General features: G+C 66.6%; 13 protein-coding genes and 1 pseudogene. 5 read left to right on the top strand and 9 right to left on the bottom strand.

The annotated features are described in order from the left end of the window. Positions 1-2,005, top strand: a 2,005-nt coding sequence (locus BIS11_RS03235; protein ID WP_253585729.1) for a hypothetical protein, incomplete at its 5' end; no start/stop codon positions are given. On the opposite strand, the gene BIS11_RS03230 is transcribed toward BIS11_RS03235, so the two are convergent. Continuing rightward, positions 2,002-2,715: a trimeric intracellular cation channel family protein gene (locus BIS11_RS03230; RefSeq protein WP_253418683.1), complete on the bottom strand. Its 714-nt coding sequence runs from the start codon at positions 2,713-2,715 to the stop codon at positions 2,002-2,004. The two genes, BIS11_RS03235 and BIS11_RS03230, sit on opposite strands and share 4 nt — an antisense overlap. Positions 2,716-2,906: 191 nt before the next feature. Here BIS11_RS03230 and BIS11_RS03225 point away from each other — a divergent pair, with 191 nt between their 5' ends. Then, on the top strand, positions 2,907-3,392 hold the full coding sequence (locus tag BIS11_RS03225) for an NfeD family protein (protein WP_253418680.1): 486 nt from the start codon (positions 2,907-2,909) through the stop codon (positions 3,390-3,392). A gap of 2 nt (positions 3,393-3,394) precedes the next feature. Next, the gene (locus BIS11_RS03220) at positions 3,395-4,441 is read left to right on the top strand and encodes an SPFH domain-containing protein (RefSeq protein WP_253418677.1); all 1,047 of its coding nucleotides are present in this window, start codon (positions 3,395-3,397) and stop codon (positions 4,439-4,441) included. A gap of 84 nt (positions 4,442-4,525) precedes the next feature. Here BIS11_RS03220 and BIS11_RS03215 read toward each other — a convergent pair whose 3' ends face one another. The 6 genes from BIS11_RS03215 to BIS11_RS03190 form a co-directional block, all read right to left on the bottom strand. Next, positions 4,526-5,818, bottom strand: coding sequence for a DUF2252 family protein (locus BIS11_RS03215; RefSeq protein ID WP_253418674.1), 1,293 nt, complete (start codon positions 5,816-5,818; stop codon positions 4,526-4,528). 58 nt (positions 5,819-5,876) lie between these two features. Beyond that, positions 5,877-7,367, bottom strand: coding sequence for a sodium:solute symporter (locus tag BIS11_RS03210; RefSeq protein WP_253418671.1), 1,491 nt, complete (start codon positions 7,365-7,367; stop codon positions 5,877-5,879). Beyond that, entirely contained in the window at positions 7,360-7,587 is a 228-nt protein-coding gene (locus BIS11_RS03205; protein WP_253418668.1) for a hypothetical protein, read from the bottom strand. The genes BIS11_RS03210 and BIS11_RS03205 overlap by 8 nt, the downstream gene beginning before the upstream one ends. A gap of 144 nt (positions 7,588-7,731) precedes the next feature. Then, the gene (locus tag BIS11_RS03200) at positions 7,732-8,643 is read right to left on the bottom strand and encodes a LysR family transcriptional regulator (RefSeq protein WP_253418666.1); all 912 of its coding nucleotides are present in this window, start codon (positions 8,641-8,643) and stop codon (positions 7,732-7,734) included. 232 nt (positions 8,644-8,875) lie between these two features. Further along, positions 8,876-9,343 (bottom strand): ester cyclase, encoded by a 468-nt coding sequence (locus BIS11_RS03195; RefSeq protein WP_253418663.1) that lies wholly within the window; start codon positions 9,341-9,343, stop codon positions 8,876-8,878. A gap of 33 nt (positions 9,344-9,376) precedes the next feature. Continuing rightward, positions 9,377-9,991 carry an NAD(P)-dependent oxidoreductase gene (locus BIS11_RS03190; RefSeq protein ID WP_253418660.1) on the bottom strand — a complete coding sequence of 205 codons (615 nt, stop codon included), beginning with the start codon at positions 9,989-9,991 and terminating at the stop codon, positions 9,377-9,379. 151 nt (positions 9,992-10,142) lie between these two features. Here BIS11_RS03190 and BIS11_RS03185 point away from each other — a divergent pair, with 151 nt between their 5' ends. Beyond that, the gene (locus tag BIS11_RS03185) at positions 10,143-10,514 is read left to right on the top strand and encodes a helix-turn-helix domain-containing protein (RefSeq protein WP_253418657.1); all 372 of its coding nucleotides are present in this window, start codon (positions 10,143-10,145) and stop codon (positions 10,512-10,514) included. On the opposite strand, the gene bluB is transcribed toward BIS11_RS03185, so the two are convergent. Further along, positions 10,502-11,206: a 5,6-dimethylbenzimidazole synthase gene (gene bluB / locus BIS11_RS03180; protein ID WP_253418654.1), complete on the bottom strand. Its 705-nt coding sequence runs from the start codon at positions 11,204-11,206 to the stop codon at positions 10,502-10,504. The genes BIS11_RS03185 and bluB overlap by 13 nt on opposite strands. Next, positions 11,203-11,655, bottom strand: coding sequence for a GNAT family N-acetyltransferase (locus tag BIS11_RS03175; RefSeq protein WP_253418651.1), 453 nt, complete (start codon positions 11,653-11,655; stop codon positions 11,203-11,205). Before BIS11_RS03175 ends, bluB begins: the two co-directional genes overlap by 4 nt. 169 nt (positions 11,656-11,824) lie before the next feature. Here BIS11_RS03175 and BIS11_RS03170 point away from each other — a divergent pair. Next, positions 11,825-12,118 (top strand): annotated as a pseudogene (locus tag BIS11_RS03170) (hypothetical protein); the annotation flags it as partial.

Here is a 12,118-nt window from a genome sequence, read left to right as displayed (position 1 = left end):
CACCACCCCCTACGCCACCGAGACCGCCCTGACGCTCGAGACCCAGGTCGCCAACCGTCGGCTGGACCTGCTCGAACCGCCAGACGGCGCCACGTTGGCGCTGCAGGGCGAGGTGGCGCGCCTGGACATGCTCGAGCGCTACTTGAGCGCCCTGGCCAGCCGGCCAGTGACGCTGGCAGGCCAGGGGCGGCTGGCGCTGGACCTTGAGGTGCGCGAGGCCGCACTCTACCGGGGCGAAGCGGATGTCGAGGCCTCGGCCCTCGAAGTGGCCTACGCCGAGTTCACCGCCCAAGGCGATGGCGCGCTGCACATCGAACGCTCCCCCGGCTCACCGGCCCACGCACGACTCACGTTGAGCGATGCTAGCCTGACTCATCAGAGTCGCCTCTTGCTGACCGAGGCGGAGATCACCCTCGACGCCACCAGCCCCGTCGAGACGGCGACGCTGGACGATGCGCGGGCGCGCCTGGAATGGCGCGGCGCGCGCTTGCCGGATATCCGGGCGCTCGCTCCCTACCTGAACGCGGCGCTGCCCCGGCCACAGGCGCTGACGCTGCTCGGTGGCCAGGCGCGAAGCCACGGCACGCTGGTGCTCGCCGAGCAGCGCCTCGACGGCGAGATAGCGCTTGCAGGCGAGCGCTGGGTCACGCGCCTGCCCGGCGCGGACAACGCGCGCACGCTGACCAGCGACGTGGCGCTGACGTTGAAGGTGGCCGGGGCGAGCCTCGATGGGCGCACTTTCGATCTCGGCGGCTCGCGCCTTCGCTGGCAGACGGCGAGCGACGCCGACCCGTCCGAGCGCCTGGAGAGTATCCTGGCGCTTCGCGAAGGGCACTTCGAGCGCCGGGGCGACGATACCCGCGCGCGCTTCGACGTGGCCGGGGTCGTCCAGCGGCTGGGCTTTCTCAATGCCTTCCTGCCCGCCGGGCACGGGGTGGCGCTCTCCGGCGGCGGCGAGCTGTTCGCCCAGGGGGCCTTCGCCCAGGGCGAGCTGCAGGCCCCGACCCGGCTACGGGTCAACGCCAATGCCCTGGAGGCGCGCTTTCTCGACTACGTGGCCAGCGGCCGGGGCGAGCTCAGCGCCGAGCTCACGAGTGCCGATGACGCATCGCTTTCGCTTGCCATTCCCCGCTTCACGCTGCGCCGCGAAAGCGATGCGCGTGCCGCCCTCGAAGGGCGCCACCTGGCGCTTGCCACCGAGACCGACCAGTTTCGCGCCGCCCGCGCCGCGCCGCTTCCGGCCTACTTCACCACCCGCGTGGAGCTTCCGATCGTCGAGGTGCCGGATCTGGCGCTCTACGCCGACTACCTGCCGGCCACCGACGGCCTGCGCCTGCTGGGTGGCGAGGCGAGCCTGGAAAGCGCCTGGCACCTGGCGGGCCTGCGCGCCGAGGGCGACATCACCCTGCGCGCCTTCGGCGCCGAACTCACCCTGCTCGATCAGCACCTGCGCGGCGACATCGAGCTGCACCTGGCCCTGGCCGAGGGCGATCTAGAGACTCGCCGCTTTCGCGCCAACGACTCCTACGTGAGCCTCGAGAACGTCTTTCGCCTGGAAAGCGGTGGCGCCCAGGATGCCGGCTGGTGGGTGCGCCTGGCGATGCCCGAGGCCGAGCTGACCTGGAGCGAGCCGATTCGGCTCGACAGCCGCGTGCGTCTTTCCATGCGCGATACGGGGCTTCTGGCGCGGCTGTTTCTGAGCCGGGCGCGGGAGAACGGCTGGCTGGGGCGGCTGCTCGAGGTTCATGACGTGGAGGGCGAGGCGGCGCTAAAGATGCGCGGCGAGCGCATCGAGCTGAGTGATCTCGCCCTGACCGGTGGTTCGTTGCAGCTGCTGTCGGACATCACCCTGGAGGCCTCGAAGGTGAGCGGTGCGCTCTACGCGCGCCTGGGGGCGCTGGGCATCGGCGCCGAGCTGATCGAAGGCGAGGCGCACCTGCGTCTACTGCAACCGCGGCGCTGGTTCGATCGCTGGCGTCAGGCGCAGCGCCAGCCGCGCCCCTAGCGCTTGCGAGCCTGGCGAATCATCCTGACTCGCTCCTTGGCCTTGGCCGGGGTGGAGAGCGCCTCGCTGCCCTCTTCCGGCGGCGGGGGCGCCACGCTCACCCAGGCGAACACCGGTAGCGCCAGACGCCAGTGGATCGCGGCGAGGCGCAGCCCGAGCGTGGTCACAAGCGAGGCGGCGATGACCACGGGCAGCGGCGCGCCCAGCGTATGGAGCACGACATAGGCGCTGCCGCCGGCGATGGCGGCGGTGGCATAGATCTCTTCGCGCAGCACCATCGGCACCCGGTGAGCGAGCACGTCGCGCAGCATGCCGCCGGCAACGCCGGTCATCACGCCCATCACCACCGCCACCACGCCGGAGGTGCCCAGCAGCAGCGCCTTGTGGGTGCCGATCACCACGAACAGCGCCAGGCCCAGGGCGTCCGCCACGGGCAGAAAGCCGCGCGACAGCCGGTGGATGTAGTGAAAGCCGAGCAGCGACACCGCAACGGTGGCCAGAATCACCCACAGGTAGGTAGGATCGCTCACCCAGAACACCGGGCGAATGCCCAGCACCAGATCGCGCAGCGTGCCGCCGCCGATCCCGGTGACCGCCGCCAGCACCAGCATGCCGAACGGGTCCATGCGCGAACGACACGCCAGCACCACGCCGGAAAGCGCGAACACGATCACCCCGGCCATATCCAGCCAGTACACCACTCCCGACACCGTCGTCTCCTTTCTCGTCTACCTCGTGACTGCCTGACCCGCGCGCCGACAAGCCGCTCGCGGGTATCCGCGCATTGCCTTTACCTTGGCTTGCTTGCACTATCTAGCAAGAGCACACGCTAGCAAGCGCACGCGCTAAAGTGCACAAGTATATAACCTTCGACAGTCGGCAACGCGACGAGGAAACGTCTATGGAGTGGAATCCGGTCTACGGTTGGCTGGTGCTGGCCCTGCTGTTGAGCCTGGGCGAGCTGGCCTCCGGCGCCCTGCTGCTGCTGGCGCTGGGCGTGGCCGCCGCGCTCACCGCGCTGGTCACTCTTTTCGGTCTGTCGCTTTCCTGGCAACTGGTCTCCATGGGCGTCTTCGCCGGGGTGCTGGTGCCGTTCGCGGTGATGGTGATCCGCCCGCGCTTCTCCCCCAAGGGGGTCGCCTACGGCACCACCGGCACCGGGGTCGAGAAGGGTCGCCGCTATACCACGCTGCTGCGCGACTTCGATGGCGCCACCGGCATCAAGGTCAACGGCGATTTCTACCGGCTGCGCGTGCTGGAAAGTGGCGACAGCGAGCTTCCTGCAGGCACCGAGGTCACCTTCGAGCGCTTCGAAGGCACGACCGCCCTGGTGTCGCATTCTTCCCACGAGGCGCCGGTGGCGCCCGCCCAACGCAAGGAACCCTGATCATGGATCTACCCATCAGTCCAGGCCTTCTGATCAGCCTGATCGTCGTCGTCATCGGCGTCGTCATCATCGCCAAGGGGCTGGTGATCGTGCGCCAGTCCGAGGTGATGGTGGTGGAGCGGCTCGGCTCGTTCAACCGGGTGCTCGAAAGCGGCATCAACATCATCATTCCGTTCATCGAACAGCCGCGCGCCATCACCATGCTGCGCTATCGCAAGCTCGGCGAGGAGTACCAGGCGATCACCACCGACGAGACGCGCATCGACCGGCGCGAAACCGTGATGGACTTCCCGGGGCAGCCGGTGGTGACCACGGACAACGTCACCGTGCGCATCAACGGCGCGCTCTACTATCAGATCATCGATCCCAAGCGCGCGGTCTACGAAGTGGCGAACATGAGCCAGGCCGTCGAGGTGCTGGCCAAGACCACCCTGCGCTCGGTGGTCGGCAAGATGGAGCTCGACAAGCTGTTCGAATCCCGCGCCGAGGTCAACAACGAGATCCAGGCGGCGATGGAGGAGCCCGCCTCCAAGTGGGGCGTGAAGATCTCGCGGGTCGAGGTGCAGGACATCGCCATGCCCGAAGAGGTGGAGTCCGCCATGCGATTGCAGATGGCCGCCGAGCGCAAGCGCCGCGCCACGGTGACCGAGGCCGAGGGCGAGAAGTCCGCCGCCATCGCCATGGCCCAGGGCCAGCGCGAATCCGCCATCCTCAACGCCCAGGGCGACAAGGAGTCGGCGATCCTGCGCGCCCAGGGCGAGCAGGAGTCGATCAAGCTGGTGCTCAGCGCCATCGGCGAAAGCGAAGAGGACAAGCGCACCGTGGTGGGCTACCTGCTGGGTCAGAGCTACATCAAGGTGCTGCCCACCATGGCCCAGGAGGGCGAGCGGGTATTCGTGCCCTACGAGTCCTCGGCACTGCTGGGCTCCATGGGCATGTTTCGCGAGATGGCGGGCTCGCCGGAGGACACCGTGGCCCGCCACCTGCGCGACGGCGAGCGCCAGAGCGCGTTTCGAAGCGGCGTGGTGGGTGGCGCCGTCGGCCCCTGACCGCAAGCCCTGCCCGAAGACATCAGCCGAGCGCCCTGCTCGGCTTTTTCATGTGCCGGTGTTCCCACGGGCAGACGACGGCCGCTAGGCCGCCTCGGCCATGAAGTGCGCCAGGAAAAGCGCGTAGTCCTGCTCCACGCAGGTGGCGTATTCCTGGGCGAAGCGAGTCACGCCTTGGGTGAAGGACGCCTCGTGTCCCTCCAGGCGCCGACATACCGCCTCGGAAAACCCACGGGCATCGCCACGGTTGAGGGCGCCTGCGCCCTGCAGGTGTTGCCAGGCCAGCCGCTGCCCCCACTGGCGCGCCAGCTTGCGATACGCCTTGGCGCCGAGCTTGCGGGTGGCGAGCGCCTTGCGGTGCTCCGGCAGGCGGCGTACCGCGAACACCCGATCATTGAGGGTCAGCCAGCCCAGGTAGGCATCGCTGTGGGCGCCGAGCGCATGAAAGGCGGCGGCGTGGCGCAGCCCCTCGTTGGGAAAGAGCTTGCGCCAGCCCTGCTGGTCGGCCTTGGTCAGCAGCGCGAAGGCCGCCGGCGGCACCTGTTCCTTCACCTCCAGGATCACGTCGTCGTGCTCCCCGTCGGGGCCACCCTCCAGCAGCACGAAATAGTGCTCGATGCCCGCCGCGCTCAGGCGCCGGGCGCTGTCCTTGACCGCGAAAAGCCCGTCTCTCCCCTTGCCGGGCGGCGCCTGCAGGGTCTGCTGGTAGTCGTTATCGATGAGGCGCTTGAGCTGACTGGCGACATCCGCCGGCAGGTTGACGAGCTTGCCCGGGCGCACCAGAAAGCGCCGCTTCTGGCCATCGGGCTGCTCGGTCCACTTCTCGAGCGCGCGCCGGGGCCGCTGGCGATCCGCCATGCGGTTAAGAAACCCCTTGAGCGGCTCACTGACCCTCGGCGCCTCGGTCTTGCCGTCGCGGTGGGCCGCGAGCATACCCATGTAGCCCGCGACCAGTGCCTCCAGCGCCTTATCGATCGCCTTGGCGGAGAGCCCGGCGTTTTCGCGCCCATCCAGCACCAGGCTCGTGGCCAGGCGCCAGAGATCGAGCTGGTAATCACCGATCAGCGCGCTGTCCACGCCGGCAAGGCCGTAGTGCAGCGGCTCGTGCGGATGACAGACGGCGGCGAAGGCGCCCACCTGGGCATCGCCGTGCAGCCAGGTCCGGGTCTCGGGCCAGCCGCCGAACAGCGCGACGCGCCAGTCGTGCCAGGCGTCCTGCCAGTAGAGCGTCGAGGCGATGCGGAAGAACCGCTCCGGCGACGCCGCCATGCGGGCGAACCGGGCCTGGCGCTGGGCGGCAGGCAAGCCCTCGTTGGCGGCGTAGAGGGCCTCGATGACCTGTTGCGGGCGGTTGCGCCCGGCGGGCTGCTGGCTCATGACGTGATCCTCGTCGCGTTACGTGAACCCTCGAGCCTAGCCGAGCGAGATGAAGGGATTAAGTCAGCGCCCGGCCCGAGCGGCGAAAGCCGCGCGGCGCCGAGATGCGAAAGAAGCGCTCGACCACGCTCGCCTGGGCGGGCGGGGTCATCAGCGACACCAGGGCGAACACCGGCAGGTTGAGCAAGAGCCCCCAGAACCCGGCGTGGATGCCGAGCGGATGCGACCACACCGTAGTGAAGGTCACGGTCACCGCGAACCCGGCGAGAATGCCCGCCATGACCCCGAGCTTGGAGGCGCGCGGCCAGAAGAACATGCCGATGAACGCCGGCAGCACTTGCGAGGCGAACCCCAGCCCCACCAGCAAAATCATCACCAGGCTTCCAGGCTCGGCAATCGCCAGCGGCGCGACGAGCAGCGCCATCACCGGCAGCAGGCACCAGCGGGCAAGTTTGGCGGTGAACGCATCCGAGAGCTTGAACAGCGGCTGCAGCACGTCCTTGGTGATCGAGAGCGCCACCGAGTGGATGAACGGCTCGCTCGACGACATCGAGGCGGCCAGGGTCCCGGCCCCCAAAAGTCCGACCAGCACCACCGGCAGGTGCGCCATGGCGTACTCCAGCACCACGGTGTCGGCACGGGCCAGCTCCGGCAGCGAATAGATGCCGATGAAGCCGACCACCACCATGGGCAGGATGACGATGTAGTAGGTGGGAAGCCAAGTGGCGCTGCGCCGGATGGTGCGCGCCGAGCTTGCGCACATCCACTGGGTCCACACCGGCGGCATGAACGAGAACATCGACACGATGATCGAGGTGGTCCAGAAGCTGAAGCTCATGTCGCCCCGGGCACCGGGCAGGGTCAGAAACTCCGGGTTCTCCGCCTGGAGTCGCTCGAACAGCGCGCCCACGTCGAGCCCGCCGGTGGCGCTGTGCAGCGCCCAGAGCCCCACCGCCCAGGCGACCACCAGCATCAATGCTCCCTGGAAGGCGTTGGTGCGCCCGATCGCCCGCTGACCGCTGACGAAAAGGTACACCGCGATGCAGCCCAGCACGATGATCACCCCGAGCCACACGGGAATCATCCCGCCGCTCATCACGAACAGGATGTAGGCGGAGCCCACGGTCTGCAGCACCGCGTAGGCGACCGAGCCCACCGCCATCACCAGCGCAGAAAGTCCCCCGAGTGCTGCGCTCTGATAGCGATCGGCGATGGCGCTGGCCTGGGTCACGTGGCCGAACTGCTCGCCGAATTGCCACACCTTGGGGCCGAAGTACCAGGCCACCAGCGCCAGGTAGGCGAGATACACCGCCACGTAGAACACCGCGATGCCCTTCGAGTAGGCCCAGCCCGGCGCCCCCATGAAGGTGTAGGCGCTCACGCTGCCCGCCGCGATCAGAAGATAGAGCGTCACCGGCCCCATGCTGCGCCCGGCCACGCCCCACTGCTCCAGCGTATCCATGCGGTGCCCGGCCCGGGCCTTCAGGCCGATCATCATGGTAGCGGCGACGTACCCGAGCGTGATCACCAGCGGCCAGACGCTATTCATGGCCATCCCCCTCGACGATGCGATTGCCGATCAGCATCACGGCGACGCAGGCGAAGATGATGACATAGCTCCAGACGATCATCAGCGGCAGGCCGAACAGCAGCGCCGCGCGGTTGAACAGCCCGATCACCGGCCAGGTGCCGGCCAGCACCAGGCCAACGAAGGCGGCAAGCAGGCCCCACCCCGCGCGGGAGGTGGGGAGGACGAACGGATGTCGCATAACGGTTCCCTTGTCTGCATGAGAGAGGTCATGCAAACGTCAGTGATTGAAATCCTTCACGAGATGGCCGGAGTTGTGTCATTAGGAGTGCCGGCGACCACAATAATTGAATTTTTATCACCTCGTGTCCACTTTTTGTGGACACTAAACGTTTTGCGAGCTCATCGATTCGATGGAACGACTCAACAGGGAGACACAGGTCTCGACGGCGAAGCTACGCGTTCGATGCCGATACACGCAAAGATCCATGCGCGCGGCTTCGAATTCGTCGCGGCCGAGGGCGACGCTTACGAGCTCGCCGCACGCGCATTCGCGCGCCACGGCCATGGGCGGCAGAATGAGAATACCGGCGCCGTTCAGGGCCAGCGCCTTCTGGGTCTCGAGTGAAGCGGTATCGAAGGAGGGCAATAGCTTGATGCCCGCGCGCAGCGCGCTGCGCTCGATCGCCTGGCGCGCGCCAAACGACGCGTCGGGCAGAATGACACGATGCTCGGAAAGCTGTTCGAGGGAGACCTCCTTTGCGCTTGCCAGCGGATGATCCGCCCGCATCACGGCGTGGTGCTCGAGCCAGGCGCTTTGCAGCACGGTGATATCGTCATGGCGCGGCGTGAAGAACGAAACACCGATATCCACCGTGCCCTGGCGCAGCCGTTCCACCACCTGCCCGGCACTGGTGATGCCGATGTCGAAGCGCAGCCGGGGATAGTCACGCCCCATGTCGGCCAGCGCCGGTGCCAGTAGCCCGGCGACCACCCCTTCGGCGGCCCCCAGACGAACGCGGCCGACCCGCAAATCCTTGAGGTCGGCGATGTGCTCCTGCACGCGCTCGAAGTCGCGCAGCGTCTCGCATGCCTGGGCCGCCAGCAGCTCGCCTGCATCGGTCAGGGTGATGCCGTTGGGGCTGCGCTCCAGCAGCGGCGCGCCGAGCTGCTCTTCGAGCTGATCGATCTGACGACTGATCGCCGTCGGCGCGATATTGAGCATCGCCGCTGCCTGACGCAGCGAGCGGCACCGCGCCACGGTATCGAAGTAGTGAAGCGCGCGGCCACTGATCATGGTGATACTCCGTAGTGAGTGAAGGTGCGGGTCATGCAGGTGACGCCTTTCCCTCGGTTCCGGTCGCGCTCTGCGAGCTTTGCGTCCAGGCGTTCGATCGACATGATATCTGACATGGGGCGTCCTGATCACTGATGAAAAAATGGACGCCTGTCGTATTGAAAAAGCGCGAAGCCGGGCACGCGCCCGGCTTCGTCATCAAGGGTTACAAGCGCCGCTGGCGCCAGGCGCCCTAGAACATGGTGTTATCGTTGGCAGCCTCGTCCTGCACGGCCTGGATCACATCCCAGTGCTCGACAATCATGCCCTCTTCCACGCGGAAGATATCGACCACGGCCTCGCCGGCGTCGTCGTCGCCGTTGGTGGAGTGGACGTGCAGCCAGACCAGGTCGCCGTCGGTGGCACTGCGCTTGATCTCGGCGCGCGAATCCGGGTTTTCCGCGAAGAAGCCGGTGAAGTAGGAAACGAAGGGCTCCTTGCCGTCGGGTACGTCCGGATTGTGCTGGATGTAGTCCTCGGCGATCACTTCGCCTGCCTGTTCGGTTTCATGATCGTTGAAGAAGCGCTCATAGAACTCGACGACCAGCTCGCGGTTGGCCTCTTCGATGTCCAGGTCACGCTCGCCTGGCTGGGCCAGAGCGGCGCCGGAAAGCGACGTGGACAGCAGCACCGCTGCAGAGGCGAGTAGGGTCTTTTTCATCGGCATGGCAAACTCCTTTGCGTTTTTTTCGATTCAGTAGCCAACGGTGAAGCGCTGGCGAAGGTGATGGTGGTTTTCCAGCTCGTCGACCAGCGCGATGGCGTAGTCCTCGAAGGAGATGTGGCTTTCACCCCTCTCATCGACGAGCAGTTCGTTCGTGCCGAGGCGAAAGCGGCCGGTGCGCTCGCCGGGCACGAACTCCGCCGAAGGCGAGAGAAACGTCCAGTCGAGATCGTCGGCCTGTTCGAGCTTCTCGAGGAAGACCGCGCCTTTCGAGGCCTCGGGCTTGTAAGCCTCGGGGAAGTCGGGCTGGTCGATCACGCGCTGGCCGGGGCCGACCAGCAGGCTTCCGGCGCCGCCGACCACCAGGTAGCGCTTGACGCCGGCGTCACGCACTGCATTGATCAGCGTGTCCGGGTCGCTGTTGGAAAACGGTACCGCGCTGATCACCGCATCGGCGCCTTCGAGCAGCCTGGTCAGGGCCGCGCGATCGTCGACATTGCCGGCGAGCGCCTGAACGCCCTCGAAAGAGGCGATCTTCTCGGGATGGCGGGCAATCGCCGTGACCTCATGGCCACGGGTGACGAGTTCTTTCAGGATTCGGGCACCGGCGTTACCGGAGGCGCCGATCAAAGCGACCTGTGCCATTTGAAACCTCCCCACGAGTGATGGTTTGCAAGACATACCAGGTCTATAAAAAAGACCTTGAAGCGATCATAATCCCCTCTCTCGCGCTTCACAAGAAGTCACTTTCACCTGACCAGGTCAGCACGGACTGACCATGGAGACGTCCACGCTCATGGCCAAGACCACTGTTTCTACCACCGAATACGCGTTCGACCAGTCCTGCCCGATCCGCGACGTGCTGGATCGCATCGGCGATCAATGGAGCCTTCTGGTGCTCGAGGCACTCGCGGTGCGAACGCTGCGCTTCAACGAGCTGGGCCGCGAGATCGGGGACATTTCGAAGCAGATGCTCTCGAAGACGCTCAAGCATCTGGAGCAGGATGGTTTCATCGTGCGCACGGTCTACGCCGAGGTGCCGCCGAAGGTGGAGTACCGGCTCACCGAGCTCGGGCGCTCGTTCATGACGCCGATGGCGGCCCTGGTCGAATGGGCCGACACCCATCACCGCAGGATCTGCGACGCGCGCAAGCGCTATTGCGACTGATCGCGGGCGAGCTGCTCCATCACGCCGCTCGAAGCGGGCCGCCCCCAGCCATCGCGGTGCACCAGCTCTTCCAGGGCCAGCCTCGAGCGCCAGCCCTTGGCCTCGAGTTCGGGATTGTCGAGAAACTCGCTGACGTAGCCAAGGCATAGGTAGGCCAGCGGATAGACGTGCTCTGGAAGCCCGAGCACCTCACCGAGCTTCGCCGGGTCGACGATGCTCACCCAGCCAACGCCGATACCCTCGGCGCGGGCGGCGAGCCACAGGTTCTGGACCGCCAGGCAGGTGCTGAACAGATCGGTTTCGATGACGCTGTCGCGCCCCAGCACGTGGGTGCCACCCCGGGTGCGGTCACAGGTGATGCACAGATTGAGCGGGCTTTCGACGATGCCCTGCAGTTTCAGGCCGCGATAGAGCGTTTGGCGCTCGCCGGAAAAGCGCCTGGCCGCCGCGTCGTTGGCTTCGTCGAACAGTGCAAGGACCGAGGCACGCACCTCGCGGCTTTCGATGACGATGAAGTCCCAGGGCTGCATGAAGCCCACCGACGGCGCGTGGTGCGCTGCCTGCAGAAGCCGCGCGAGCACTTCATCGGTCACGGGGTCGGGCAGAAAGTGGCTGCGCACGTCGCGGCGCTCGAAGATGGCGCGGTAGAGGCCATCGCGCTCGGCCTGGCTGAAGCGGTGGGCATCGCTCATGGTGCTGCCTTGACCATCTCGATGTGCGCGATGCCGTCTTCATCGAAAGGCTCGCTTGCGGTGTCGAAGCCGAGCGAGGCGTAGAAGCGCTCGAGATGCGCCTGGGCACCGATACGGATGCCGTGGCCAGGGTAGCGCTCTTCGGTGAAGCGGATCGCCTCCGTCATCAGAACGTGGCCCAGCCGCTGCCCGCGAAAGGCAGCCGTGGTCATCACCCGCCCGATCGAGGGCTCGGCGAACCTGTCGCCCGGGGCCACCACGCGCACGTAGGCGGCAAGCGCGCTGTCCTGCATCGCGCACAGGTGCCAGGCAAGCGGGTCGAGGTCGTCGAGCTCCTGATAGGCACAGGCTTGCTCGACCACGAACACCGCCACGCGGGCGCGGGCAATCTCGAAGAAGGCGCGAGTACTCAACTCATCGAAGCGCGACCAGTGAAACGTAAGCGACATGAAGCGAATCCTTGAAGCGTAGGCTAGACGGCCATTGTATCAACTCAAGCTCCCTTCGCGGCTCGGCCAGCGCCTGGTTGCCAACGATTATCATTGCTTTTAATCTCGTTGGCCATTTGCCCGTCAAGCACGGCGGCGCTCCCCTGCGGACACTGCCGAGGATACCGACATGCTCGAACGCTTCACTTCTCGCGGTTTCGCGCCGCTCACCTTGGCGCTGGGATTACTGGCTTTCTGGAGTACGCCTCTCATGGCACAGCAGCACGACCCTGCCCGCACCCTCGGCCATACCGTCCTGGACGAGCCCATCCAGGTCTACCGGTTCGAGCAGTTCGACGTCGCTCATGGCGATGAGGCTCGGCGCTGGCGCGTCACGCTGGCCATTCCCGAGCACCCGGCACCGGCGGCGGGCTTTCCCGCCGTGTGGATGCTCGACGGCAACGCCGCGCTGATGGCCTTCGAT

The sequence above is a fragment of the Halomonas sp. 707D4 genome (genome assembly GCF_024158685.1).
Lineage (GTDB): Bacteria > Pseudomonadota > Gammaproteobacteria > Pseudomonadales > Halomonadaceae > Vreelandella.
The sequence above is the reverse complement of the archived record's forward strand: the minus strand, read 5'-3'. Positions and strand labels throughout refer to the sequence as shown.